The organism is Brevundimonas sp. UBA5866, from assembly GCF_002432125.1.
In the GTDB taxonomy this organism is placed as follows: Bacteria; Pseudomonadota; Alphaproteobacteria; order Caulobacterales; family Caulobacteraceae; genus Brevundimonas.
The window spans coordinates 1-24,363 of record NZ_DJFS01000076.1; the positions used below are offsets into that span (position 1 = coordinate 1).

At 61.5% G+C, this 24,363-nt stretch carries 29 protein-coding genes and 1 other RNA gene; 22 read left to right on the forward strand and 8 right to left on the reverse strand.

The annotated features are described in order from the left end of the window. The 7 genes from B3H86_RS09510 to B3H86_RS09540 form a co-directional block, all read left to right on the forward strand. Positions 1-324 (forward strand): SH3 domain-containing protein (locus B3H86_RS09510; RefSeq protein WP_292053264.1); only part of this gene is annotated, 324 nt, incomplete at its 5' end. Positions 325-542: 218 nt separating this feature from the next. Next, positions 543-1,001: a hypothetical protein gene (locus B3H86_RS09515; RefSeq protein WP_292053267.1), complete on the forward strand. Its 459-nt coding sequence runs from the start codon at positions 543-545 to the stop codon at positions 999-1,001. Between the two features lie 297 nt (positions 1,002-1,298). Next, positions 1,299-2,243 (forward strand): CsgG/HfaB family protein, encoded by a 945-nt coding sequence (locus B3H86_RS09520; RefSeq protein ID WP_292053268.1) that lies wholly within the window; start codon positions 1,299-1,301, stop codon positions 2,241-2,243. A 130-nt stretch (positions 2,244-2,373) separates the two neighbouring features. Continuing rightward, complete coding sequence (locus B3H86_RS09525) at positions 2,374-3,231, forward strand: thymidylate synthase (RefSeq protein ID WP_292053269.1); 858 nt, start codon at positions 2,374-2,376, stop codon at positions 3,229-3,231. Positions 3,232-3,277: 46 nt separating this feature from the next. Further along, the gene (locus tag B3H86_RS09530) at positions 3,278-3,547 is read left to right on the forward strand and encodes a phosphoribosyl-ATP pyrophosphohydrolase (RefSeq protein ID WP_292053271.1); all 270 of its coding nucleotides are present in this window, start codon (positions 3,278-3,280) and stop codon (positions 3,545-3,547) included. 101 nt (positions 3,548-3,648) lie between these two features. Then, the gene (locus B3H86_RS09535; protein ID WP_292053274.1) at positions 3,649-4,320 is read left to right on the forward strand and encodes an aquaporin; all 672 of its coding nucleotides are present in this window, start codon (positions 3,649-3,651) and stop codon (positions 4,318-4,320) included. Between the two features lie 56 nt (positions 4,321-4,376). Next, positions 4,377-4,904 (forward strand): dihydrofolate reductase, encoded by a 528-nt coding sequence (locus tag B3H86_RS09540; RefSeq protein WP_292053276.1) that lies wholly within the window; start codon positions 4,377-4,379, stop codon positions 4,902-4,904. 68 nt (positions 4,905-4,972) lie between these two features. Here B3H86_RS09540 and B3H86_RS09545 read toward each other — a convergent pair whose 3' ends face one another. The 3 genes from B3H86_RS09545 to B3H86_RS09555 form a co-directional block, all read right to left on the reverse strand. Beyond that, a complete protein-coding gene (locus B3H86_RS09545) occupies positions 4,973-6,073 on the reverse strand; it encodes an NADH:flavin oxidoreductase (RefSeq protein WP_292053278.1) in 1,101 nt (366 codons plus the stop codon). Between the two features lie 70 nt (positions 6,074-6,143). Then, positions 6,144-6,413, reverse strand: a complete 270-nt coding sequence (locus B3H86_RS09550) for a hypothetical protein (RefSeq protein WP_292053280.1) — start codon at positions 6,411-6,413, stop codon at positions 6,144-6,146. A 140-nt stretch (positions 6,414-6,553) separates the two neighbouring features. Continuing rightward, entirely contained in the window at positions 6,554-7,621 is a 1,068-nt protein-coding gene (locus tag B3H86_RS09555; RefSeq protein WP_292053283.1) for an Mrp/NBP35 family ATP-binding protein, read from the reverse strand. A 106-nt stretch (positions 7,622-7,727) separates the two neighbouring features. Here B3H86_RS09555 and miaA point away from each other — a divergent pair, with 106 nt between their 5' ends. The 6 genes from miaA to B3H86_RS09585 all read left to right on the forward strand — a co-directional run bounded on the left by miaA (position 7,728) and on the right by B3H86_RS09585 (position 11,543). Then, the gene (gene miaA, locus B3H86_RS09560; protein ID WP_409450246.1) at positions 7,728-8,597 is read left to right on the forward strand and encodes a tRNA (adenosine(37)-N6)-dimethylallyltransferase MiaA; all 870 of its coding nucleotides are present in this window, start codon (positions 7,728-7,730) and stop codon (positions 8,595-8,597) included. A gap of 25 nt (positions 8,598-8,622) precedes the next feature. Continuing rightward, positions 8,623-8,993, forward strand: a transfer-messenger RNA (tmRNA) gene (ssrA, locus tag B3H86_RS09565). Positions 8,994-9,098: 105 nt separating this feature from the next. Then, entirely contained in the window at positions 9,099-9,602 is a 504-nt protein-coding gene (locus B3H86_RS09570) for an SspB family protein (protein WP_292053288.1), read from the forward strand. Positions 9,603-9,669: 67 nt separating this feature from the next. Then, positions 9,670-10,200 (forward strand): hypothetical protein, encoded by a 531-nt coding sequence (locus B3H86_RS09575; protein ID WP_292053291.1) that lies wholly within the window; start codon positions 9,670-9,672, stop codon positions 10,198-10,200. Between the two features lie 114 nt (positions 10,201-10,314). After that, positions 10,315-11,085 (forward strand): C13 family peptidase, encoded by a 771-nt coding sequence (locus tag B3H86_RS09580; RefSeq protein ID WP_292053293.1) that lies wholly within the window; start codon positions 10,315-10,317, stop codon positions 11,083-11,085. Between the two features lie 101 nt (positions 11,086-11,186). Next, positions 11,187-11,543: a GFA family protein gene (locus B3H86_RS09585; protein WP_292053294.1), complete on the forward strand. Its 357-nt coding sequence runs from the start codon at positions 11,187-11,189 to the stop codon at positions 11,541-11,543. Here B3H86_RS09585 and B3H86_RS09590 read toward each other — a convergent pair. After that, positions 11,525-11,890, reverse strand: a complete 366-nt coding sequence (locus B3H86_RS09590; RefSeq protein WP_292053360.1) for a RusA family crossover junction endodeoxyribonuclease — start codon at positions 11,888-11,890, stop codon at positions 11,525-11,527. The two genes, B3H86_RS09585 and B3H86_RS09590, sit on opposite strands and share 19 nt — an antisense overlap. Before the next feature lie 94 nt (positions 11,891-11,984). Here B3H86_RS09590 and fumC point away from each other — a divergent pair, with 94 nt between their 5' ends. Next, a complete protein-coding gene (gene fumC, locus B3H86_RS09595; RefSeq protein ID WP_292053296.1) occupies positions 11,985-13,376 on the forward strand; it encodes a class II fumarate hydratase in 1,392 nt (463 codons plus the stop codon). A 131-nt stretch (positions 13,377-13,507) separates the two neighbouring features. Then, on the forward strand, positions 13,508-14,095 hold the full coding sequence (locus B3H86_RS09600; protein ID WP_292053298.1) for a glutathione S-transferase family protein: 588 nt from the start codon (positions 13,508-13,510) through the stop codon (positions 14,093-14,095). A 5-nt stretch (positions 14,096-14,100) separates the two neighbouring features. On the opposite strand, the gene B3H86_RS09605 is transcribed toward B3H86_RS09600, so the two are convergent. Then, positions 14,101-14,502, reverse strand: a complete 402-nt coding sequence (locus tag B3H86_RS09605) for a YccF domain-containing protein (protein ID WP_292053301.1) — start codon at positions 14,500-14,502, stop codon at positions 14,101-14,103. Positions 14,503-14,634: 132 nt separating this feature from the next. On the opposite strand from B3H86_RS09605, the gene B3H86_RS09610 reads away from it, so the two are divergent. Continuing rightward, on the forward strand, positions 14,635-15,924 hold the full coding sequence (locus B3H86_RS09610) for a patatin-like phospholipase family protein (RefSeq protein WP_292053303.1): 1,290 nt from the start codon (positions 14,635-14,637) through the stop codon (positions 15,922-15,924). Then, complete coding sequence (locus B3H86_RS09615; protein ID WP_292053306.1) at positions 15,911-16,099, forward strand: DUF4169 family protein; 189 nt, start codon at positions 15,911-15,913, stop codon at positions 16,097-16,099. The genes B3H86_RS09610 and B3H86_RS09615 overlap by 14 nt, the downstream gene beginning before the upstream one ends. A 13-nt stretch (positions 16,100-16,112) precedes the next feature. Here the strand turns inward: B3H86_RS09615 and B3H86_RS09620 are convergent, their stop codons facing one another. Then, positions 16,113-17,036 carry a DMT family transporter gene (locus B3H86_RS09620; protein ID WP_292053308.1) on the reverse strand — a complete coding sequence of 308 codons (924 nt, stop codon included), beginning with the start codon at positions 17,034-17,036 and terminating at the stop codon, positions 16,113-16,115. Positions 17,037-17,247: 211 nt separating this feature from the next. Here B3H86_RS09620 and B3H86_RS09625 point away from each other — a divergent pair, with 211 nt between their 5' ends. From B3H86_RS09625 to B3H86_RS09640, 4 genes are all read left to right on the forward strand, one after another. Continuing rightward, on the forward strand, positions 17,248-17,658 hold the full coding sequence (locus tag B3H86_RS09625) for a YbaY family lipoprotein (RefSeq protein ID WP_292053310.1): 411 nt from the start codon (positions 17,248-17,250) through the stop codon (positions 17,656-17,658). A 4-nt stretch (positions 17,659-17,662) separates the two neighbouring features. Further along, positions 17,663-17,908 (forward strand): ribbon-helix-helix domain-containing protein, encoded by a 246-nt coding sequence (locus B3H86_RS09630; RefSeq protein WP_292053312.1) that lies wholly within the window; start codon positions 17,663-17,665, stop codon positions 17,906-17,908. A 76-nt stretch (positions 17,909-17,984) separates the two neighbouring features. Beyond that, positions 17,985-20,321, forward strand: a complete 2,337-nt coding sequence (locus B3H86_RS09635; RefSeq protein WP_292053314.1) for an ATP-dependent helicase — start codon at positions 17,985-17,987, stop codon at positions 20,319-20,321. Between the two features lie 69 nt (positions 20,322-20,390). Then, entirely contained in the window at positions 20,391-21,641 is a 1,251-nt protein-coding gene (locus tag B3H86_RS09640; RefSeq protein WP_292053316.1) for an O-antigen ligase family protein, read from the forward strand. Here the strand turns inward: B3H86_RS09640 and B3H86_RS09645 are convergent. Then, positions 21,628-21,819: a hypothetical protein gene (locus tag B3H86_RS09645; protein ID WP_292053319.1), complete on the reverse strand. Its 192-nt coding sequence runs from the start codon at positions 21,817-21,819 to the stop codon at positions 21,628-21,630. The genes B3H86_RS09640 and B3H86_RS09645 overlap by 14 nt on opposite strands. After that, positions 21,816-21,965, reverse strand: a complete 150-nt coding sequence (locus tag B3H86_RS09650; protein WP_292053320.1) for a hypothetical protein — start codon at positions 21,963-21,965, stop codon at positions 21,816-21,818. Before B3H86_RS09650 ends, B3H86_RS09645 begins: the two co-directional genes overlap by 4 nt. 173 nt (positions 21,966-22,138) lie before the next feature. Between B3H86_RS09650 and parE the strand changes: the two genes are divergently transcribed. After that, positions 22,139-24,241 carry a DNA topoisomerase IV subunit B gene (gene parE / locus B3H86_RS09655; protein ID WP_292053321.1) on the forward strand — a complete coding sequence of 701 codons (2,103 nt, stop codon included), beginning with the start codon at positions 22,139-22,141 and terminating at the stop codon, positions 24,239-24,241. Positions 24,242-24,363: the final 122 nt, after the last annotated feature.

The window sequence follows — 24,363 nt, forward strand, 5'->3', positions numbered from 1 at the left end:
GCCCGCGCCGAGGCAGCGGCCGAAATCCGTGAAGCTGAATATGTCGCCGCTCGCGCGGAGCCGACCGCTGCCGCCGCGGCTCCTCGCCCTGCTCCGCGCGCTGAACCCGTGACGAAGGCTGAACCTGTGTCGGCGCGTGCGGGTGGCCAATCTCTGGAAGTCGCGCGCACTGCCGTGTTGCGCGACACGCCGCTAGGGACCGCTCTGTCTCCATTGCCTGCCGGCACCATAATCACTGGCACCGGCGAGGAGAACGAAGACTGGATTCAGGTTCGCACGTCTGATGGCACCACAGGTTGGGTGCTGAAAGACCGCCTGAAGTAATCCGCCTTAAGTCTTTAGTTTTGTTAGTTTTTTAGTTTCTACAAGTGTGTATGCGTAAATCCATTTTGCTTTCCGCCCTTGTTTCCTGCGTGGCGGTTGCGTCAACGGCACAGGCATAAGGTCGCGCGGGCGGCAATCCTCTCGTCCCGCGCTGTACGCAGAATATCGGCAATGTGGTCATCGTCGAAGCCCAGTAGGACATATTCCGCCATATGGGCATGACGCCTCCAGCCGATATCCTGCGTTATCTGATCCGCGAATCGGGGTGCTTTACCCTGATCCAGCGCATTCCGGGTTCTCCACCGCCATCCACGGCGCGCACCGTGGAGTTCGCTCTGGCAGCCAATCTGACCAATGAGGTCAAAATGGGCGATGGCCGCACAGGCGTGCTGGGTGTTGTGGGGCGCAACCGTGCCACCCGCTATGTCGCAAACATCGCGTTGGAGAGCGGCACAGGGGGTATTGTGAACATGGACCGCTTCGAACAGGGGCTGGAAATGGCGCATGACGGCCGTCTGGACGCCGCCATCGAGGCCGCCCCCCCCGTCGCCGCGCGCATCCCAACCCCTAGAGGCCGAAGTCCTGCGCAATGCCATTCTGCGCAATGCGCCCGTCGGACGTGTCGTCTCGCAACTGACTGCGGGCTCCAGTGTCTATCCGACGGGCGAAGAGGATGACATCTGGGTCGAGGTCGAAGACGAGGCCGGCACCACCGGCTGGGTTCAGCAAGACAGGATTCTGAACATCGACTCATCCTCGAACACATCTCATCAGGGTCCGCCGAACATTCGGCGGGCCCTTTTTTTATTGGCCACCACAAACTCAGTCTCACAAAGCCAAAGACCGAAGACCATGTGCTTGAATGGCAAAGGTTTGCTTCTGAGCTCAACGAACTATGGCAAAATCTTGTTTGTGACTCGTTGCGGAACGTGAAATAAAGTCGTTCCAAAGCATAGCTACAAGAGGGAAACGCCGTGCCCCCCAAGCCTTCCACACTGGTTGTCGCCACACTGGCGCTGACACTGGGACTTCCTTCAATCGCAGAGGCGCAGAACCGCCGTTCGGGTGCACAGCGCGCCCAGGACCAGCAAGTCGCGCAGATCCCGCGTTGCGCGACCAATCTCGGCACCATCACCATTGCTGACGGGCAGTCGTCCTATTGGCGCGAGCTTCAACTGTCTCCGCCGCAGTCGCTCCTGCGTGTTGTGATCCAGCGTTCGGGCTGCTTCACCCTCGTTGACCGTGGCACAGGCATGAATGTGGCCCAGCGCGAACGCGATCTGGCGTCTGACGGAAATCTGCAGCGCGGCTCCAACGTTGGCGGCGGTCAGGTTCGCGCGGCCGACTATGTGCTGGTCGGCGAAATCGCCAGCCAGAACGACAATGCAGGCGGATCGGCCCTGGCCGGTCTTGCCGGCGCAGCCCTCGGTGGCCGTGCAGGTGCCATTGTCGGCGGTTTGCGCACACGCCGTCAGGAAGCCAACACCGTGCTGTCGCTGACCAGCGTACGCACCTCTGAAACGGTTGCCGTGACCGAGGGTTATGCCTCTCGCAACAATATTTCATGGGGCGCTGGGGCTGCGGGCTTCGGCGCGGGCGCTCTGGGCGGCGGTGCCTATGAAAACACCGAGATTGGCCGCATCGTCGCAGCCGCCTTCATTCAGGCCTACACCGACATGGTCACCCAGCTTGGCGGCCTGAGCGGTGATGCCGCCCGCGATGCTCCGATCCAGACCTATACCGTCCAACAGCCTTCGACCCTGCGCTCTGCTCCGGACGGTGGCTCGGTTGTCCGTGCCCTGCCGCAGGGCCTGCGCGTCTATCCGACCGGCAAACGCGAAGGCGTCTGGTGGGAGGTAATGGACGACAACGACAACATCGGCTGGGTCCAGAACGAACGCCTCGCGCCGGGGACCTGATAGATTTCAAGACCTTAAAATGGGCCCGTCAGCATCCACTGAGGGGCCCAACTTTTTGTGATCGGGATCGTCCACAAGTGGCACGTCGATGGCACTGACAAACCCGGCGATTCGCTGGCATCCTCATCAAATGAAAGCGCACGCAGCCCTCGCCGATCTCCACGACCGCATCGCTGCGGCACCCGCTGACCACCCCGAGTGGCAGTACCTGAATCTGCTTCGTGACATCCTTGAAAATGGATCGAAACGCGAGGACCGCACCGGCACAGGCACTCTGGGCGTATTCGGTCGCCAGATGCGTTTTGACCTGTCCAAGGGCTTTCCGCTCCTGACCACCAAGAAGCTGCACACCCGCTCGATCATCGTCGAGCTGCTGTGGTTTCTGCGCGGCGAGACGAACATCCGCTGGCTCAAGGAAAACAAGGTCAGCATCTGGGACGAATGGGCCAACGCCGAGGGCGAGTTGGGTCCTGTCTACGGCAAGCAATGGCGTTCGTGGGCCGCCCCTGATGGCCGCGTCATCGACCAGATCGAAAAGCTGGTGCACAACCTCAAAACCAATCCGAACAGCCGCCGCCACATCGTTTCGGCATGGAATCCGGCTGATGTCGATGACATGGCCTTGCCGCCGTGCCACTGCCTGTTCCAGTTCTTCGTCGCCGACGGAAAACTGAGCTGCCAGCTGTACCAACGCTCGGCCGATGTCTTCCTCGGTGTGCCCTTCAACATCGCCTCCTATGCCTTGTTGACGATGATGGTCGCGCAGGTTGTCGGTCTGGAACCGGGCGAGTTTGTCCATAGTTTCGGCGATGCCCACCTGTACTTGAACCATCTGGATCAGGCCCGCGAACAACTGACGCGCATGCCACTGCCCTTCCCGACGATGCAGATCGCGCCTCACACCGACCTGTTCGCATTCGGTCCTGACGATTTCACCCTCGTCGGCTATGAGGCACACCCTCATATCAAGGCCGCCGTTTCGGTCTAAAAACACGATTAAAAGAATGAATATCCAAGAGCTTCAGGATGCGGTCATGCGCATCTCTGACAAATACGCGCGTGAGCATGCCATCGACCGCGACCGCGACTGGGCGATCCTGAAATTGCAGGAAGAACTGGGCGAACTCACCCAGGAACATCTGCGCCTGACCCGACGCGCGCGCGGCACAGCCAATCCCCGGGCACGCGCCGACGAGGCCGCCGATGTTCTCGGCATGCTGCTGATCTACTGCCGTATGAACGATATCGACATCGAAGACGCCATGAAGCGCAAGTGGCTCAGCTGGCTGGAACCGCAAACGTAAACTCACGAAACAGCGGATAGCCAAACCACCTGTGATTGTTTCAACTCATAGGACCGATCCCTCAGAAGAGTCTGCCGGGACGGGCCTATGGGAGGCTTTCGATGATCAAGAAGTTTGCGGCCGAGCTCGTCGGCACCGCTGTCTTGGTATTGTTCGGTTGTGGTGCCGCGGTTCTGGGCGGCTTTGATATCGTCGGGCAACTGGGTATCGCCCTGGCCTTTGGTTTTGCCATTGTCGCAATGGCCTATGGGATCGGTCCGGTATCGGGCTGCCACGTCAATCCGGCTGTCAGCTTCGGTGCGTTCATCGCCGGACGCATGTCGACCAGGAACATGGTGGTCTATTGGATCGCCCAGTTTATCGGTGCCCTGCTGGGCGCTTTCATTCTGGGCATGATCGCCAAGACCGGCTTTGCGCAGCTGGGCCAGAACGGCTTCGGGGCCGGCTCTCCCGGTGGATACAGCCTTCAGGCCGGTCTGGTCTTCGAAATCGTCGCGACCGCCATATTCCTGATCGTCATTCTGGGCGTGACGGGAGCCAAGGGGCACGGCGCATTTGCAGGCCTCGCCATCGGTATCACGCTGGCGGTAATCCACATTGTCGGTATTCAGGTCACGGGCGTATCGGTGAACCCCGCCCGCAGCTTTGGTCCCGCCGTTCTGGCGGGAGGTCAGGCCCTGAGCCAGTTGTGGGTCTTTATCGTTGCACCGCTGGTCGGTGCTGCGGTCGGTGGCATTCTGTTCCGCTTGAAAGTGTTAGAGCCAGAAGCCTAACCTGACGGCTGAAGGGGCGGGTCATCCCGCCCCTGATTCCGTTAGGAGAGTTCGATTTGCCCCTTCCCTCTATCGCACTTGTGGTTGCGCGCGGCCGCAACGGCGTGATTGGCAAAGATGGCGATCTGCCCTGGCGACTGAGATCCGACCTTCAGCGCTTCAAGGCCGTAACAATCGGCAAACCCTGCATCATGGGCCGCAAAACCTGGGAAAGCCTGCCACTGCGACCGCTTCCGGGTCGATTGAATGTGGTGCTGACCAAGGATGAATCCTATCACGAGAGCAGCAAGGCAAAGGGATGCCTTGTCGTGACGTCCCTATCCGACGCCATCTCGATCGCGCGCGAACAGGCCGTAGAGGATGGCGCGGACGAGATCTGCATCATCGGCGGAGCAGCCATTTTCGAGGCCGCCCTGCCCAAGGCCAAACGCCTGTACATCACCGAAGTCGATGCTGCGCCGGACGGCGACGTGCTCTTTCCGCCATTCAATGAGGCTGAGTGGAACGAGGTCCTTCGCGAGTCACATCAGGCAGGAGAAAAGGACGACCACGATTTCGTCTTCCGCACACTGGAGCGGATATAGGCCAGACCGCTTTTCTGATCGAAGCCTGAAATCGAAGGGCCGCCCTATACAGAGCGGCCCTTTCTGCATCAGTAGAGGTTCATCATATGCTGGCGATCGAAATCGACAGTCTCCTCGAACCGTCCCTCCTTCACCTTTGACGCCCATTGCGGATCGGCCAGAAGCGCGCGGCCAACCGCCACCAGATCGAATTCTTCACGCTCCAGACGGCGCAGCAGTTCATTGAGATCCGACTTTTGCGCCCCTGCGCCCTTGGTCAGGCTGGCCAGGAACTCTCCATTAAGGCCCACAGAACCCACGGTGATCGTAGCTTTGCCGGTCAGTTTCTTGGCCCAGCCCGCAAAGTTCAGATCCGAACCTTCGAACTCCGGCTCCCAGAAGCGGCGCTGCGAGCAGTGGAACACATCGACGCCAGCATCGGCCAACGGTTGCAGCCAGGACTGCATTTCATCGGGCGTATGGGCCAGTCGAGCGGTGTAGTCCTGCTGTTTCCATTGCGACAGGCGTATGATGAGGGGGATATCCTCACCAATACCGCGACGCACAGCCTTCACCACTTCCACCGCAAAACGGTTTCGTTCGGCCAGGGTCTTGCCGCCCCAAGCGTCCTCGCGACGGTTGAGACCTTCCCAGAGGAATTGGTCGATCAGATAGCCGTGGGCGCCATGAATCTCCACGGCATCAAAACCCAGCTCACGCGCATGGCGGGCCGACTTTTCAAATCCGGCCAACGTGTCGGCGATGTCTTCATCCGACATCGGCTCGAACTTGACCTTGTCGGGAGAGGTCATGCCCGACGGGCTGTCCACCTTGCCGAACGGCTCCCAATCGGCACCCTGCCCCCGTGCCGAGCCAACGTGCCAGATCTGGGGCGCAATCAGACCACCCGCAGCATGCACTTCGTCCACGACCTTTTTCCACGCGGGCAAAGCATCCCCGTAGAAGATCGGAACCCCGGCGTCATTGCGAGCCGCAGGACGATCAATGACCGTCCCTTCGGTCACGATCAGTCCAACGTCTGCAGCAGCGCGGCGACGGTAATAGGCCGCGACCTCGTCGGTCGGGATGCCGCCAGGTGAGAATGAGCGCGTCATTGGCGCCATGACCAGCCGGTTCGGCAAGGTCAGGTTCTTGATACGGAAAGGTTGGAACAGAAGGTCGAGACTCACCCAATTTCTCCCAGTTTCTTGTTCAGGAGAAATGGGTAGCACCCATTCGCTTGTCTAGTCAGTTGCGATTTTAAACTTCCCGCGCCGAAAGTAGGGCATCGGCCATATTATAGGCCAGACGTGCCACAGCCTCGTCCTTGGAATAGTTTTTCCGTCCCATCATCCGGTCCAGTTCGGTGACGGTCATCTTGGTATAAACACTGGTCGCGTGTTCCAAGGCAGCCATTGCGAACTCGTCCCGCAAGGTCTTGGTACCGGAAACCTTGGCCCTAGGCTTCTCCTGCTTTTCCGGTTTCTCCGGCTTAGCGTCAGTCGAAGTCTGAGGCGATTTCCGGAGCATACTTTTGTCGTTCACGGAATACCCCTTTGTTCCTGCAACTCATGAGGAAGCGATCAAACTTCCGAACCGGCATCCAGGTTCCCGCACCGGTGAATCACAGGCTTTGCCATTACAACGATCGGTTATGTTAACCGTAAGCCTTAACCATTCAAGCTATTTGCTACGCTTATTGCGATTACCTCAAAAGCCTTTGAAATCATGTCATTAGGCTTGGAAATAGTCACAGGCACGCCCTCGTCACCACCCGCGCGGACATCGGCATTCAGCGCAAGTTCGCCCAGGAACGGGATGTTCAGGCGCTCTGCCTCCTGACGCGCGCCGCCGCGTCCGAATATCTCGCCGCTCATGTTTTCGATCAGGCCCAGCGTGGGTACGCCGACCTTTTCAAACAGGGTGTGGGCGCGGCGGGCATCGGCCAGCGCCACTTCCTGGGGCGTGGAAACGATCACCGCGCCGTCCAGCGGGGTTTTCTGGATCAGGGTCAGCTGCACGTCGCCCGTACCCGGCGGCAGATCGACCACCAGTACGTCCAGCGGCTTTTCGGCGGTGCCCCATCGGGTCTGGGTCAGCATCTGGTTGATCGCCTGCGATGCCATAGGACCGCGCCACACCATTGCATCGTTGGCTTGGGTCAGCACGCCTACAGACATGGCTTTGAGGCCGTGCGCCTCCAGCGGGACAATAGCCCCGTCCACATATTCAGGCTTGCCGGAGATACCCAGCATGGTCGGCATGGACGGGCCGTAGACGTCCGCATCCAGAATGCCCACCGACAGGCCCTGTTTGGCCAGCGCCACAGCCAGATTTACCGACACTGTGGACTTGCCCACGCCGCCCTTGCCGCTGGCCACGGCCAGAACGCGCCTCACATGGGCGGGGCGCTCGGTCGGCACCGGTGCCTTGGGCTTGGTCTGTTCGGCGGCGGCGTTCGACAGGCTGGCGGTGCGACGGGCGGGCTTGGTGACCGCTTCCGCAGTCAGCACCACCGAAACGCGCTCCATGCCTTCAATGGCCTTGAGCCTGCTCTCGGCTTCATCTCGCACAGCCGCATAGGCAGCAGCCTCAGAGGCCGCGACTTCAAGCACAAAGCCCGCGCGGCCCTGATCCACAACCAGACCCTTCACCATGCCGGAAGCAAACAGCCCCTGCCCCGTCTTCGGGTCGGTGATGGTGTCCAGAACAGCGATGACGGAGGCGCGATCGATCAAGGGGAAACTCCAGCGAAACATCAACGGGACTTGCCGCGTCGGTTTGTGCCTTCTATCGCCGTGCGAACGGAACCGCGAGCCTGAACCATTGTCCAAGACCGATTCATTGCCGGATATCACCCTGATCGCGGGCCCGACCGCCTCGGGCAAGTCGCGTCTGGCGCTGGACATGGCCTTGGCGACGGGTGGCATCATTATCAACGCCGACAGCCAGCAGCTGTATGCCGACCTTGATGTCCTGAGCGCCCGCCCCCCGCGTGAGGATGAAGCACAGGCCCCGCACCGCCTTTACGGCGTGGTCGATGCCGCCGAAGCCTGGTCCGTCGGAAAATGGAGTGAGGCCGCACTGGCCGAAATCGCAGACGCCAAGGCACAGGGCCGTCACGCCATCGTGGTTGGCGGCACAGGTTTGTATTTTAACGCGCTTGTGAAGGGATTGGCCGAAATCCCTGAAGTTCCACTGGAAACGCGCGACGCCGTTCAGGCCGAATATGAAACCATCGGTGAGACGGCTTTCCGCGCCATCCTGCGCGAAGTGGACCCGACCGCAGAGGCCGCCATCTTCCCGTCCGACCGTCAAAGACTGGTCCGCGCCCTATCGGTCCACCGAGCCAGCGGCCGTTCCCTGACCGAATGGAAGGCCGATACCCGCCCCCTGCTGTCCCCTGACCAGTGGCGCGGCATCATCGTCGAGCCTGACCGCCAGGCGCTTTACGACAACTGCGACCGCCGCGTGGACATCATGATCGACACCGGCGCGGTCGAGGAAGTCCGCGCCCTGATGGCCCGCAATCTGGATAGCGGCTTTCCGGCGATGAAGGCCGTGGGCGTACGCGAGATCGCCGCATGGCTGGCGGGCAAAATGGACCGCGAAACGGCCATCACGGCCATGAAACAGGCCACGCGCAACTATGCCAAACGCCAGCTGACATGGTTCCGCAACCAGCAGGCCGACTGGCCGCGCCACCACCCTTAAGGCTCTGTTCGGGCACAAGCGATCTACCCTTGTAGGCCGCCCGAACTCCCCCTATATTCAATGCGTTCGAGCTTGCTCGGACTATGGCGATAAACGCGCTTGTAATAAGCGGACCGGACCCGGGTGCGAATCCCGGCGGCTCCACCATTCTCTTTCCACCTTGCGTTATCGGCGGGGCGAGTATGGGGCCGACTAGCATCGACGGACGTGTAAAGAGGTTGCTTTCGCCCGACGTGGCTCATCGTATCGGGCTATTTAAACTAAATGCGAACGATAACTTCGCTGGTGAAGTCCGCCTCGCTGCGTAATGCAGTTCGGTAACTTCCGACTAAACTCCTAGGGGTTCAGATCCTTAGGCGGGGCCCGGTGGGTGCCTGGCAACAGAAACCCACCACTTTTCCAGTAAACGTGTCCGATAAAATCACGCTGAGGCGTGCAGACACCTTTCGTTGCGCTTCACACATCGCTAACACTTGCCGACGCGAGTTTTGAGGCCCCACGATGACGGACCAACACCCCCCTGTAGACGACATGAACTATGAGCTTTTGGCTCAGGACGCCTTGAGGGGCGTCATTCGTGCTGCGTTGGAACGTGCGGCCACGCCCGAGGGCATCCCCGGCGCGCACCATTTCTACCTGACGTTCAAGACCCGCGCCGCGGGTGTGTCGCTGCCGAACGATGTGGCCGCGAAATATCCGGACGAGATGACCATCGTCCTGCAGCACCAGTATTGGGACCTGGAGGTCACCGAGAACCAGTTCAGCGTCATGCTGAAGTTCGGCGGCGCGCCCAAGGTTCTTACCGTTCCTTATAAGGCCATCGTGCGCTTCTATGACCCGAGCGTGCAGTTCATGCTCCAGTTTGACGAGCCCGAGGTGGTTGAAGCCGACATCGAGCCCCTGCCCACGCCTGTACGTGACCCGGATGCGGCTCCCGTCGATCCCAAACCCTCTGCGGACGGTGAGGCCAAGGTCGTCTCCCTCGACCAATTCCGCAAAAAATAAAGGCAACTGCCAAGCCGCACATGGCGTTCTCACACGGCGCAGTATTTGCGCTGTGTGGAGCCTCATAATGATCAAGTTCACCTTGGGCCGAGTGACCCGGATTTCTGCCGCCGTGGGCGCAACTGCGCTTCTGGCCGCATGCGGTGATCAATCTGCCGAAAAGCCGGCCGTTCCGGCTGAACCGGCAGCCGTCACCCAACCTGCCGAGCCTGCTGCTACCGCCACGGCCACTCCGATCACCGGACCCTGGGCCGCGCTGCAGCCGACCATCGGCCAGTATCCGTCGCAAAGCGGCATCCTTGAGAACAGCCCTCTGGCCGATCCTCTGAAAACCCTTCTGGGCGACAAGTTCGCAGCCTTCAAAGCCAATCTTCAGGTCGAAAGCCCGCTGCAACAGGACGGTGATGTCCTGTACCTCAGCGGCAACAAACAGCACGAAGGCGGTCGCGAAGCCGCCTATCTTCTGGCCGACACCAAGACCCGCGCTCTGGAAGTGGGACTTTGGCAGGCGGGCAAGCTTGAAGTCTTCAAGACCCCCGGCAGCGACATTCGCAAGCCAGCCGACATCCAGACCATGATTTCGAACGCGGCGGGCTAACCTCCCACTTTTCGACTTTACCATTTCAGGTAATGTTGTTCGGCCGGTCCATCAGGACCGGCCGTTGTCTTGTCGGCAGCTATCCTTCGAGGGGGAAGAAGGGTGTCGTTCCAGATGTTCAAAGCTCTTGCCGGATTGGCCGCCGCTGTCGGCCTCACATTCGGAATGTCGGTCACGGGTCAGGCCCAGTCGCGCTTTGACGGCTGGTCGTCCGTTGTGATCGCCGCCGATTGGCGTGACGGTGCCGGCAAGCCTATCGACGCCTTCGACAATGCGCGTCGCGATCTCTCGACTGCGCTGGTGGGCGCAGGGCTGCCACGCGACCTTCACCGCTCCATCACTCTGAACCCGTCGAAACCGGACGCCGCCCCGCCCGCCGAGGCCCTGCGCCAGATGGGAGAGACGCTGTCATCCGGCAGCCGTGGATGCCTGCTCTATCTCACCAGCCACGGCTCGCCCGGAGAGTTGGTCTTTGGCGACACCCGCGGAATAGCGCCTGCGGACTTATCGGGTTGGCTGCGGCGCTGGTGCGATGTGCGGCCCACTATCGTTGTATTGTCGGCCTGTTATTCGGGATCGTTCGTCGATGCGCTGAAAGCGCCCAACCGCTTGATCATGACCGCGGCGCGTCGTGACCGATCCTCATTTGGCTGTGGCGCAGGCGAAACCTATCCTTGGTATGATGCCTGTATCCTCGAAACCCTACCGCAAGCCGATGACTTCCTGACGCTGGCACAGATGACCCGTACTTGCGTCAGTCGCCGCGAAACCGACGCCGAGATCGATACGCCCTCGGAGCCGCAGGTCTTTGTGGGTTCCGAGATGCAGTACCGCCTGCCTGTTCTGCGCTTCAATCGCGCGCAGTCTTTCAGTTCCGCGAATTAGGATGACAGGGTTACGTTCAAGTATTAGAACATAACAAGAACAATAGGGAGGATTGCCAGATGATATCGGGTCGTTGCCACTGTGGTGCGGTGCACTATCAAATGTCGGAAAACACCATCCACCATACCTTGTGTCACTGCACCGACTGCCGAAGGGCGTCCGGTGCCCCCGCAGTCGCCTGGGCACTGGTCAAGCGCGAGGACATCCGCATCGAGGGCCAGCCCAAAAGCTATGCCTCGTCGCCGGGGACAGAGCGCCTGTTCTGCAGCGATTGCGGTACCAGCCTGTTTTTCGTCAACGAGCAGATATTCCCCGGCATGATCGACGTGCAATCGGCCACACTGGATAACCCCGCAGCCATCCCGCTACAGGCCCAGATCCAAACCGACGATCGTATCGGCTGGATGGAAAACCTGCACAGCCTGCCCTCCTTCGGGCGTTACCCTCCGATGGAGTGACGCGGATGGCAGCGGATGATGATCCGCTCGCGCTCGCCCTCGAAACGCTCGACCAGCAGGCGCGCGACCTGACTGTCATCGTGGAACAGATAGCCCTTGATGGAATCAAGCAGGGCCTTGGCCAGATTGTCGAGGTCCATCCACGGCGGGTCACCGACATGTTCCATGCGAATCTCCACCACGTGGTCACCCCATGACGGTCGTGACTGCCACTCCTTGCGCATGAACTCGTACATGAGCGGCTTGTAGTATTTGGCCTGTGTTGTCAGGCCGTCGATGACGATTTCGACGGTGTCGCCCTGCTCTCGCGCGCGCACCTTTCCGGTTCCGATCCAGCCCTGCGTCACGCGCACTTACCTTTTCCTTGCGTCAGTTCCCTTGCCCTGACGGCGGCAAGTGCTACACCCCCAACCAACTTCCCGCCACGTCTGAGAGTTCGTGATGAGCAACGTCCGTACCGAAACCGATACTTTTGGCCCTATCGAGGTCGCCGCCGACCGCTATTGGGGTGCCCAGGCCCAACGTTCGCTGGGTAACTTCAAGATCGGCTGGGAAAAGCAGCCGCTTCCGGTCGTCCGCGCACTGGGTATCGTCAAGCGCGCCGCCGCTGAAACCAACCGCGATCTGGGCAAGCTGGATCCGGCACTGGCCGACGCCATCATCAAGGCCGCCAACGAAGTCATCGAAGGCAAGCTGAACGACCACTTCCCGCTGGTCGTGTGGCAGACGGGTTCGGGCACCCAGTCGAACATGAACGCCAACGAGGTCATCTCGAACCGCGCCATCGAGATTCTGGGCGGTGAAATGGGCTCCAAGAAGCCGGTTCACCCGAACGACCACGTCAACATGAGCCAGTCGTCGAACGACACCTACCCGACGGCCATGCACGTGGCCTGCGCCGAGCAGGTGGTCAACGACCTGATCCCGGCCCTCAAGCACCTGCACGCCGCGCTGGACGCCAAGGCCAAGGCCTGGAACCACATCATCAAGATCGGCCGCACCCACACCCAGGACGCCACCCCGCTGACGCTGGGCCAGGAGTTCGGTGGCTATGCACAACAGGTCGCCAACGGCATCGAGCGTATCGAGCAAACCCTGCCGAAGCTGATGGAACTGGCCCAAGGCGGTACCGCCGTCGGCACCGGCCTGAACGCTCCGGTTGGCTTCGCCGAGAAGGTCGCCGAGAACATCGCCTCGATCACCGGCCTGCCGTTCACCACCGCTCCGAACAAGTTCGAAGCTCTGGCCGCCCACGACGCGATGGTGTTCTCGCACGGCGCGATCAACACGGTTGCCGCTTCGCTGTTCAAGATCGCCAACGACATCCGCTTCCTCGGTTCGGGCCCGCGTTCGGGTCTGGGCGAGCTGGCCCTGCCGGAGAACGAGCCGGGCTCGTCGATCATGCCGGGCAAGGTGAACCCGACCCAGTGCGAAGCCCTGACCCAGGTCTGCGCTCAGGTGTTCGGCAACCACGCCACCCTGACCTTCGCCGGTTCGCAAGGCCACTTTGAACTGAACGTGTTCAATCCGGTCATGGCCTACAACTTCCTGCAGTCGGTCCGTCTGGTCGCCGACGCTGCCATCAGCTTCACCGACAACTGCGTTGTCGGCATCGAGCCGCGTGAAGACAACATCAAGCGTGGCCTCGAAAACTCGCTGATGCTGGTCACCGCTCTGAACGGCAAGCTGGGCTACGACGCCTGTGCCAAGATCGCCAAGACCGCACACAAGAACGGCACCACCCTTCGTGAGGAAGCCGTTGGCGGTGGCTATCTGACGAACGAAGAGTTCGACCAGTACGTCCGTCCGGAAAACATGATCTCGCCGAAGTAAGCCTTCGACGGTTCATTCCGATAATGAAGAAGCCCCGCCGTTCATTCCGGCGGGGTTTTTTTCTTGGGTCGCACGCCTGAATGAACGGCGTTAGTCTGCTGTAATCGCTTCTCACCCACCAAGGCTGCACCATGTCGATGATCGTCCATCATGCCCCGCAAACGCGATCGACCCGCCTGCTGTGGCTGTTGGAGGAACTGGGCGCAGACTATGCGGTCCACTATGTCGATATCCGCCGGATGAATGGCCAGGGTGCCTCCGATCCGGCCAATCCGCACCCGTTGAAACAGGTACCGGCCCTTGAGGTCGGCGATCAGCTGCTCATTGAATCCGCGCTGATTTTCCCGTTCCTGACCGACCGGTACCGTATCGCCAATCTGGCCCCGACACCGACCCATCCGCGGCGGGCAGAGTATATCGCGTGGCTGGGGCTGTACTCCGGTGTGGTGGAGACTGTGCTGGCGTCTGGCCCGCCCGAAGGTTGGCCCCCTGTCCAGAAAGCGGCCTATGCCGAACTTGACAGACGCTGGGGCGGTGCCATCAAGGACGGCGGTTTCATCCTTGGCCAGTTCTCGGCACTGGACATCCTGTTCGGCAGCCTGTTGCAGTGGTTCCGCGCGGCCATGCCTGCGGGCGAGCCCTATGACAGCTATCTAGAGCGTATCAATGCCCGCCCTGCCCTGAGGCGCGCCCTGGAAAAAGACAGCCCGCCCGGCTGACACCATCAGTCCCTGTTCCTGATGGTGCGGCCGATAGGCGCCAGTGACAGCTTTGCCAGTTCCAGGTTCTTGATGCCGAACGGAATGCCGATGATGCTGATGAACTGGGGGATGGACGCCAGCACGTGGCCGATGGCGATATACCACCCGGCCAGCACCAGCCAGATGATGTTGCCGCCCACGCCCAGACAGCCTTTGCCCAATACCGATGCGTCCGGTTCGCGCCACACGATCTCGCGACCGAAGGGCCAGAAGGAATAGGATGCAATCCGCCAGGCGCTGAAGGCCCACGGTGCACCGACGACTGTCAGCAGCAGCAGCAGCCCGCCAAACAGCCACGTCAGACCCGTGATGACACCACCGGTAAAGAACCAGAGTAGGTTCAGGATGAGTCGGATAAGAGACAAAGGCGCTTCCTTCAAAATACGGTGCGCGGGAGCCGATCAGCTTGTCGCATCCATTAAATGGGGAACGCATAGCGATCGGCAACGCTTGTGATTACAGTCTTCATATAAACTACGATCACCTCTGGAAGTTCGATGCGCGCGCTGTTTCGTCCTCTTGCCGTTGTTTCACTCGCATTTTCGCTGGCAGCATGTGGAACGCTGGACCGTCCTGACGGCCCGTTGCGGCTAAACGATCCCAAGTCACCGATTACCCCGGCCCAGGCGCAGGCCAGCGTCGATGCACGGGTGACGGACTTCCTCGGTGACTTCGGTGATCTGATGAACGACCGCAAAGCCACCAACCTGCTCGCCCTGTCCGGCGGCGGTGCCAACGGTGCCTATGGCGGCGGGCTGATCTATGGCTGGTCCGAGGCAGGCACACGGCCCGTGTTCGACGTTGTGACCGGCGTATCGACCGGAGCCTTGGCCGCGCCATTCGCTTTCCTGGGTCCCGAATGGGATGAAGAGTTGCGCCGGGCTTATACCAGCGGCCAGTCCGACAGCCTGATCAGCGCGCGCAGTTTTGCGGCGGCTTTCAATCCCAGCCTGTTTTCATCGCGCAAGCTTCACGATCTGGTCGATTCCTATGTGACCCCCGAATTGCTGGCCGCCATCGCTAGAGAGCACGCTTCCGGGCGCCGTCTGTTGGTGGTGACGACCAATCTGGACACGCAGGAGTCGGTGATCTGGGACATGGGCGTCATCGCCGCCCGTGGAGATGACGAGGCGCGGACCCTGTTCCGCAACGTTCTGGTGGCCTCGGCCTCTATTCCCGGTGTCTTCCCGCCCGTACTGCTGCCCGGATTGACGGATCGGGGCGAAGTCATGCTGGAGATGCACGTCGATGGCGGTGTGAATATGCCGTATCTGGCCGTACCCGAAGGCCTGATGCTGTGGACCGCCCCCGGTGGAACGAACTCTATCGGTCGCGGTGCCATGTATGTGATCGTCAATGGCCAGACGGGGCGCAACACCGGAACGACCCCCGGTCGTCTCAGTGGCATTCTGGGCCGGACCTACGACAGCATGAGCAAGGCTTCGCTGCGCACCCATCTGGCTGTGACGGCGGGCTTTGCACGGCGCAACGGTCTGGAACTGTCGTTCACGGCCATCCCCGATAACGTCAAGGCGTCGGCTCTGGCCTTTGATCAGGAATCCATGACCGCGCTGTTCGAGTTGGCCCGTCAGCGAGCTCGCGACGGTTCGGCCTGGCTACGCGTGGACCAGGACGATCCTGCGAAGGACCTTGTCCCCTCCAACGAAGTCTCGACCCAAGACATCCCCGAACCTTTGAAGATCGAGGAAGTCCCTGCCAACGACAATGATGCTACCGGCCAAGGTCCGGCTGAAACCCCAACACCAAAGGCCGATGACAATGGGTAACGTCGTCAATCTCAATCGCTTTCGCAAACAGGCCGAACGCCAGAAGGACAAGGCCCGTGCGGAAACCAACCGCCTGCTTTACGGGCGGTCCAAGTCAGAGAAGATCCAGACCGAAACCGAACGCGAACAGTCCGGACGCCGGCTTGATGGTCACAAGCTGACGCCCGAAGACTGACATATCCGTTGTTTTAGGGTTTTGGGGCGCGGGCGATAAAGACCTGACCGGCCAGGACCAGAACCAGCCCGGCCAGTGCCAGCAGGCCGAAACGCGCGCCCTCGAATATCACCGACACCAGCATGGCTATGGGCGGGGTCAGGGCGGAAATATAGGCCGCCAGAGCATAGCCGCGACTGCGCGCCAGACTGAAATACAGACCAAAAGTCAGTACCGATCCGATCAGCGACAGATAGATCAGCGACAGCACATAGGACGTGCTCCAGTCCACGTTCCAGCTACGCCCCGACACCAGAGCGAACAGCGCCAGAATACCCGTGCCATAGGCCATTGCCCACGACGTTGCCGGCAGCACGGCGGAACCGGCCTGTTGGCCACGCCACGCGAACCAGTTGCCGATCGCCGAAGCGAAAACAGCGATAAAGCTGAAGGCGATGCCCAGGGCCGCGCTCTCGCCCAACCCTTTGTTGGCCAGTTCGCCCCAAGAAAGCACCGCCACGCCCGCGACACCCAAAATCGCCCCGCCCCACGCGGCAAGGCTGGATTTTTGGCCTGACAGCAGGCGGAAAACACCGAGGCTTACAAATGACAGGGCGGCGAAAATGATGGCCACGACCGCAGATGCCACGCGCGCCTCGGCGGCATAGACAAAGTAGTAGGAGACTGAAAACGCAAAGACGCCCTGCCCCAGGGCGGCCAGATGCTGTTTGGCATTCAGTTTGAGCGACTGTTTGAAAAGGCGCGCGACAATCGCCAGTCCGACCGCGGCAATGGCAAACCGCATCACCACCGATACAGCTGGATCGGCGGCCCCCAGCTGAAAGGTGATGGCGTACCAGGTCGTGCCCCAGACGATGGCGCATACCGCCACGCTGGCATAGGCGGCCAGGCCGGATGTGGACGCGGAGGAAACCGCTGACGGCGGGTTGGAGGTCATCGAAGGTTCCGGGGAGGCAAGCTTCACAAAAAGGTGGATGTCCATACACTTTTTCGCCGTCCGCCCGGATTACAAATCGCCAACCTTAATGGCAGTGATTGGATGCAGTCGGCCCTGGCTGCGACCATGTGTCAGGCATCCGACACCGCACGGCACCATAAAAGGTCATACGCGTTCAAGAGCCAGTGCGTACTGCCCCAAGGGATCGCTTATGAAACCGCAGTTGATTGCCCTCGCAGCTGTTCTCGGCCTTGCCGCATGCGGAACGGTGCCGGCTTCGGAAACCGGATTCACCCAGGTCGAAGTCAATGCGGCCTATCGCGAACGTATCGCCCTGCCTGCCGGTCACACCCTGATAGTGAAGGTCGAGGACGTCAGTCTGGCAGATGCGCCTTCAGTGACGCTGGCCCAGACGAATGTGCCCCTCGACGGACGCGCACCGCCCTTCAGGGTCATGCTGCAGGTCCCGACCTCGGCTGTACAACCCAACCACACCTATGCCGCCAGTGCTGAAATCCGTGACAGCGCCGGTAAATTGCGCTTCATCACCGACACACACCACGGCGTTCTGACCCAAGGCCAGCCTAACGCCGCGACCATAGTCATGACCGGAGTCCAGTAAACTCGTGAGTAACCTGTCAAAACGTTCTGTCCTTCTTTCGGGCCATGCGACCTCTGTCGCACTGGAACCCGAGTTCTGGGCTGTTCTGGACGGGATAGGCACCGAGCTTAAACTGACACGCGCCGAGCTGCTGATCCGCATCGATGCATGGCGTGGAAGGCGTCCTCTGGCTTCGGCCTGCCGTATCCTTGCACTCCAATGGGCCTCGGGTGATCGCAGCTTTGCCGATGCAGGCGGGCAGGAAGACTAAAATCACACGATGCGGGCCTGACTTTGGCCCCTGTTCCGCTTATGTTTCACTCACGATTCCGCCGACCGAGTGAACTGTGACCGATCAACCGCCCGTCCGTATCTCCGACCTCGCCCGCCCTCAGCCGCCTCAAGGCGCTGTGAAAGACTATCTGTCGGGCCTGAACCCCGAACAGCGCGAGGCCGTGGAAACGACCGAGGGGCCGGTTCTGGTTCTCGCTGGTGCCGGTACGGGCAAGACACGGGTGCTTACCACGCGCCTCGCGCACATTCTGGCGACGGGCCGTGCGCGTCCGTGGGAACTGCTGGTCGTCACGTTCACCAACAAGGCCGCGCGCGAGATGCGCGAGCGGATCGGCCATCTGATCGGGGATCAGGCCGAAGGTCTGCGCTGGCTCGGCACCTTCCACTCGGTCGCCGCGCAGATCCTGCGCCGCCATGCCGAACTGGTTGGCCTGCAATCCTCCTTCACCATCCTCGACACCGATGACCAGGAGCGGCTGCTGAAGCAGCTCCTGGAAGCGGCCAATGTCGATACCAAGAAGCACACGCCCAAATCGCTGGTCGCCGCCATCGACCACTGGAAGAACCGTGGCTGGACGCCCGAAAAGCTGCCGCCCAGCGAGGATTTCGCTGAGGGGCGCGGCAAGGCGCTCTATACCGCCTACCAGAACCGCTTGCGGACGCTGAACGCCTGTGACTTTGGCGACCTGCTTCTGCACAACCTGACCATCCTCAGCCAGAATGCCGATCTGGCCGAGGAATACCGCCGCCGCTTCAAATACATCCTCGTCGACGAGTATCAGGACACCAACGTCGCCCAGTACCTGTGGCTGCGCCTGCTGACCTCATCGACGGGCAATGTCTGCTGCGTGGGCGATGACGACCAGTCGATCTATGGCTGGCGCGGCGCGGAGGTGGACAACATCCTGCGCTTCGAAAAGGATTTCCCCGGTGCCAAGGTCATCCGTCTGGAGCAGAACTACCGCTCGACGGTGCATATCCTCGGTGCCGCCGGCGCGCTGATTGCAGCCAACAAGGAACGCCTCGGAAAACAGCTTTGGACCGAGGACGAGAGCGGCGACAAGGTCCGCGTACGCGGCTTCTGGGACGGTGACGCCGAAGCCCGCATGATCGCCGAGGAAGTCGAGGACGCACGGCGTCGCGGCATCCCCTATCGCGACATCGCAGTGCTGGTGCGCGCCTCGTTCCAGATGCGGGCGTTTGAAGAACGCTTTGTCATGCTGGCCATCCCCTACAAGGTGATCGGCGGCCCGCGCTTCTTCGAGCGTGCCGAAATCCGCGATGCCCACGCGTACTTGCGCCTGCTGCAGTCCGAAAATGACGATCTGGCGTTTGAGCGGATCGTCAATGTGCCCAAGCGCGGCGTCGGTGACACCTCGGTCCAGAAAATCCTGCACATCGGCCGCGAGAATGGCGTTTCCGCCATGCAGGCCGTGCGCCATCTGATGCAGACGGACGAGCTGCCGGGCCGCACGCGCACGCCGCTGACCAACTTTGTGCGTGACCTCGACCGCTGGCGCGACCTGCTGAAGATGGGTACGCCGCACTGGCAGGTGATGGAGACCGTTCTGGAAGAGAGCGGCTACACCGATATGCAGAAGGCCGACCGCACCAGCGGCGCGACCCGTCTGGAGAACCTGAAGGAACTGGTGCAGTCGATGCAGCAGTTCGACAATCTGCAGTCCTATCTGGAACACGTGTCGCTGGTCATGGACCTTGAACGCAATGCGGACGAGGAAAGCAGTGACGGTGCCGTCCAGATCATGACCCTGCACGGGGCCAAGGGGCTGGAGTTCCCGCTGGTCTTCCTCCCCGGTTGGGAAGAAGGCGTCTTCCCCAGCCAGCGCAGCATCGACGAAAAGGGCCTGAAGGGCCTCGAGGAAGAGCGCCGTCTGGCCTATGTCGGCGTGACCCGCGCCAAACGCGATGCGCGCATCAGCTTTGCCGCCAACCGTATGGTCTATGGCCGCTGGACGACCCAACTGCCGAGCCGCTTCGTGGATGAACTGCCGATCGAGCACGTCGAGGTGGCGTCCGACACGGGCTATTACGGCGCGTCCCAAGGCATGAAGGATGCCCGCAGCCGCTGGGACGACGCTCCAACCTTCTCCGGCAGCTACGGCTCGCCCGGCTGGAAGCGCGGTCAGGCCAATGCCGCCAGCGCGTCGAGCCAGCCCGCCTATGCCCGCCGCGCGGTCATCGAGGGCGAAGGCAAGCTGATCGCCTCTGCCGATCCCAAATCCGGCGCGGGCTTCAAACGGGGCGACCGCGTCTTCCACCAGAAATTCGGCTATGGTTCGGTGAAGTCCACCGAGGGCAACAAGCTGATCGTCGGCTTCGACAAGGCGGGCGAGAAGAAGGTCATCGACACCTTCGTCGAGAAGGCCTGATCCACAAACTCGGAAGTCCCGGCGCAAGCTTGGCTTTTCTTGTTTACCGCCGTTCGATAAGGCTTGGGCGTGATCCAAGCCGCAAAGCCTTCATCGCATAACGAGGCCGACGCCGTTCCCGTCTGGGAACAGTGCGCGGCCTTTTATGTGCTGATGATGCTGACGGGCGCGTTGATCGGTCCCGTACTGGCCCCCGATCAGGTCGAGAACACCGCCCTTCGCCTGTTCTGGCTGCCCAGTTATGCTGTCACGGCGGGGCTGTGCATGTTGCGATGGCGCGAACTGCTCAGGGTATGGCCCGCGGTCGGGTTGGTCGTGCTGATGGCGCTTTTGGCCTTTGCCTCGAAATACTGGTCCATCGATCCCGAAACCACCCAGCGGCGCGTGATCGCCCTGTCCGTCAACACGGCCTTTGCCACCTATCTGGGTGCACGGTACCGCGGCGTCGCCCTGCCCCGCCTTCTGGCGATGGCGGGGCTATGGATGGGCGTTCTGTCGGTTCTGTTCGTCATCCTTCTTCCGCACATCGGCGTGCACCATGGCGTCAATGACGGGCTGTGGCGGGGCATCTGGTACGAAAAGAACCAGATGGGGCTGGTCATGGTCGCCTGCGCCGTCGGGGCGGCATCATGGCTGGCGGCGGGAGCGAAACGGCCCAAGCTGGCGGCCGGCATTCTGGTCCTCTGCTCGGGCTTGGCCTTGGCGACGGCGTCCAAGACCTCGCTGGTCTGTCTGATGTTGGGATTGGGAACGGTTCTGGCGCTTACTGTCATGCGCCGTGGCGGGCCTGTGCTGACCATCATCACCGTCTGGTGCGGCGTGGTGGTGGCGGGCCTTGGGTTGTGGTTATGGACGATGGATTCCGCCACCATTCTGGCCCTTCTGGGCAAGGACCCGACCTTGACTGGTCGAACCGAAATCTGGGCCGCCGTCGCCAGAGCCTCGGAACAGCACCCCGCCCTCGGCTATGGCTACAACGCCTTCTGGGGCAAGGATTCGGTACCCGCCAATTGGATACGCCACAGCACGGGTTGGGACGTGCCGTCGGCCCACCACGGCTGGCTCGACATCCTGCTGGAGCTGGGCTGGACAGGCGCGATCCTGACAGGGGGCGTCACTGGCTTGAGCGTCCTCGTCCACCTGTTCCGTGTGGGTGGATACGGTGCCCGCGAGGGTTGGTGGTCCCTCGCCTATCTGGGCATCTTCATCCTGCTCAGCCTGTCAGAAAGCGTGGTGATGACCGCGCAGAACCTGCCGTGGGTTCTATGTATCGCGGCATTGGCACGGGCGTTCGACAAAGCTCCGCTCAATAGGTCTTAAACCGCGAATAGAGCCACAAGCCGCAGATAACGACGGCTACGCCCACAAATCCCCACATTCCCATCACGCCGTCCGACGCCTCCAGGAAGGCTGTCTGATAGGGATGCTCGGCCTTGGTCGCCGCATCGAACACCCACCAGCGGTCCGAGCCACGCACCGCTGCGCCCCTGCGGATCATCTCGCGCCCAAACGCTCGGCCATCATCGGCCTGACGATGGCGTTCAGCAGGACGGTTACCCCCAAGGGGCCCAAAACGGCAAGCCCCCAAGGATCAAGGCATTTGCGGCGGACGTAATCCCACCCCGCTTGGAAAATCTGGCGCATACTGTCCCACATACCGCGCCGAACGCCCCGCCGCCCTGCAAGGTTCACGGGTACCCGGCTTCTGGCGTTAGCGTGGCCTTTCCCACTGTTGTGGACCAATAATCCACCCCCGCTTGCGCCCCTTGGCTTATCGTCCTAGGTGACCTCGATCCGAATCGCCGCAGACTGACCTGATGGACCTTTTTTCCCAGTTGAATGACGACCAGCCCGAGCCCAAGCCCGAGCCGAAAAAAGAAGCTCCGGTCGAGGTAAAGGCGGCACCGCCCGCCCCTGCGCCCGTTGCTCCGGCCGCAAAGGCTCCCGTTGCCGCTCCGGCGTCTGCCGGTGCCGTCAGCGCCGCGCAGGCAACCGGCTATTCGGCAGAGTCGATCGAGGTTCTGGAAGGTCTTGAGCCCGTCCGCAAACGCCCCGGCATGTACATCGGCGGCACCGACGAACGCGCCCTGCACCACCTGTTCGCCGAAGTGCTCGACAACGCGATGGACGAAGCCGTCGCCAAGCACGCCAAGCTGATCAAGGTCGATCTGGACGCCGACGGCTATCTGTCGGTTCAGGACGACGGTCGCGGTATTCCGGTCGATCCGCACCCGAAACATCCGGGCAAGTCGGCGCTGGAAGTCGTCATGACCGTGCTGCACTCGGGCGGCAAATTCTCGGGCAAGGCCTATGAGACGTCGGGCGGTCTGCATGGCGTGGGTGTTTCGGTCGTGAACGCCCTGTCCGAAAGCCTTGAGGTCACGGTCTGGCGCGACGGCTTTGAATGGCGGCAAAACTTCAGCCGCGGCATCGTTCTGGGCCCGATCGAACAGGTCGGCCCCTCTAAGAAAAAGGGCACCCGCATCCGCTTCAAGCCGGATGAAGAAATCTTCGGCGCAGGCGCGACGTTCAAACCCGCCCGCCTGTTCCGCATGGCCCGCGCCAAGGCCTATCTGTTCCGAGGCGTGGAAATCAAATGGACCTGCGCGCCGGAACGTATCACCGACCAGACGCCAGCCTCGGCCACCCTGCACTTCCCCGGTGGTCTGGCCGATGCTCTGGCCGAGCGCGTGGGCGAGTTGGAAACCGTCACCCCCGTCTTTGCCGGACGTGTCGAGCGCAAGGGCGAGGCCGGTGCGCTGGAATGGGCTGTCACATGGTCGCCCATCGGTTTCGGTGACAGCGACAGCTTCGTCGCCTCCTACTGTAATACGGTTTCGACGCCCGACGGCGGCACCCACGAGGCAGGCTTCCGCGCGGCACTGGTCAAGGGCCTGAAGGCCTATGGCGAGCTGATCAACGAAAAGCGCGCCGCCCAGATCACCGCCGAAGACGTGATCGCCAATGCCGGTGCCCTGATCTCGATCTTCATCCGCAATCCGGAATTCCAGGGCCAGACAAAAGACCGCCTGTCCTCGCCCGAAGGGGCCAAGCTGGCCGAGCAACTGCTGCGCGACCCGTTCGACCTGTGGCTGACCGAGAGCCCGAAACAGGCCAACGCCCTGCTGAACTTTGTCATCGACCGCGCCGAGGACCGCCTGCGCCGTCGTAAGGACAAGGAAGTCCAGCGCGCCGCCGCCACCCGAAAGCTGCGTCTGCCCGGCAAACTGTCCGACTGCTCGCGTCAGGCCGCCGAAGGCACCGAACTGTTCATCGTGGAAGGTGACTCGGCAGGTGGCTCGGCCAAACAGGCCCGCGACCGCACGACCCAGGCCATTCTGCCGCTTCGCGGTAAAATCCTGAACGTCGCCTCCGCCACGGCGGACAAGCTGCGCGCCAACGTCGAACTGACCGACCTGATGCTGGCCCTGGGCGTTCAGGCCGGTACGCGCTTCAGCGTCGATGACCTGCGTTATGAGCGCGTTGTCATCATGACCGACGCCGACGTGGACGGTGCGCACATCGCCGCCCTGCTGATCACCTTCTTCTACCGCTCCATGCCGGACCTGATCCGTCAGGGCCGCCTTTATATGGCTCTGCCGCCGCTTTACCGGATTTCGGCAGGTCCTCTGTCCGAGTATGCCCGCGACGATGCCCACCGCGACGAACTGCTGGCGACGGTATTCAAGGGCAAGAAGTTCGAGATCGGCCGCTTCAAGGGTCTGGGCGAGATGATGGCGTCCCAGCTCAAGGAGACGACGATGGATCCGAAGAAGCGCACACTGGCCCGTGTCTCCCTGCCCGACAGCGAGGAAGACATCGAGGATCTGGTCGAACGCCTGATGGGCCGTAAGGCCGAAGCCCGCTATCAGTTCATTCAGGAAAACGCCAAATTCGCGCAGGACGTGCTCGACGTTTAAACTTGGCTATATTCCACCCACAACCCTGAGCCGCCCGCCACCGGGCGGCTCTTTTTATTCCGCAACGCACAATTACGGGCATTATCATTGTTATAGGAATACGAAGCGCTTATTCTGATGCA

Coding starts and splice junctions, on each gene's coding strand:
- B3H86_RS09515 (WP_292053267.1), top strand. CDS start 543: ATGACGCCTCCAGCCGATATCCTGCGTTATCTGATCCGCGAATCGGGG.
- B3H86_RS09525 (WP_292053269.1), top strand. CDS start 2,374: ATGAAAGCGCACGCAGCCCTCGCCGATCTCCACGACCGCATCGCTGCG.
- B3H86_RS09530 (WP_292053271.1), top strand. CDS start 3,278: ATGCGCATCTCTGACAAATACGCGCGTGAGCATGCCATCGACCGCGAC.
- B3H86_RS09535 (WP_292053274.1), top strand. CDS start 3,649: ATGATCAAGAAGTTTGCGGCCGAGCTCGTCGGCACCGCTGTCTTGGTA.
- B3H86_RS09550 (WP_292053280.1), bottom strand. CDS start 6,413: ATGCTCCGGAAATCGCCTCAGACTTCGACTGACGCTAAGCCGGAGAAA.
- B3H86_RS09570 (WP_292053288.1), top strand. CDS start 9,099: ATGACGGACCAACACCCCCCTGTAGACGACATGAACTATGAGCTTTTG.
- B3H86_RS09575 (WP_292053291.1), top strand. CDS start 9,670: ATGATCAAGTTCACCTTGGGCCGAGTGACCCGGATTTCTGCCGCCGTG.
- B3H86_RS09580 (WP_292053293.1), top strand. CDS start 10,315: ATGTTCAAAGCTCTTGCCGGATTGGCCGCCGCTGTCGGCCTCACATTC.
- B3H86_RS09585 (WP_292053294.1), top strand. CDS start 11,187: ATGTCGGAAAACACCATCCACCATACCTTGTGTCACTGCACCGACTGC.
- fumC (WP_292053296.1), top strand. CDS start 11,985: ATGAGCAACGTCCGTACCGAAACCGATACTTTTGGCCCTATCGAGGTC.
- B3H86_RS09600 (WP_292053298.1), top strand. CDS start 13,508: ATGTCGATGATCGTCCATCATGCCCCGCAAACGCGATCGACCCGCCTG.
- B3H86_RS09610 (WP_292053303.1), top strand. CDS start 14,635: ATGCGCGCGCTGTTTCGTCCTCTTGCCGTTGTTTCACTCGCATTTTCG.
- B3H86_RS09615 (WP_292053306.1), top strand. CDS start 15,911: ATGACAATGGGTAACGTCGTCAATCTCAATCGCTTTCGCAAACAGGCC.
- B3H86_RS09620 (WP_292053308.1), bottom strand. CDS start 17,036: ATGACCTCCAACCCGCCGTCAGCGGTTTCCTCCGCGTCCACATCCGGC.
- B3H86_RS09625 (WP_292053310.1), top strand. CDS start 17,248: ATGAAACCGCAGTTGATTGCCCTCGCAGCTGTTCTCGGCCTTGCCGCA.
- B3H86_RS09645 (WP_292053319.1), bottom strand. CDS start 21,819: ATGATCCGCAGGGGCGCAGCGGTGCGTGGCTCGGACCGCTGGTGGGTG.
- B3H86_RS09650 (WP_292053320.1), bottom strand. CDS start 21,965: ATGCGCCAGATTTTCCAAGCGGGGTGGGATTACGTCCGCCGCAAATGC.
- parE (WP_292053321.1), top strand. CDS start 22,139: ATGGACCTTTTTTCCCAGTTGAATGACGACCAGCCCGAGCCCAAGCCC.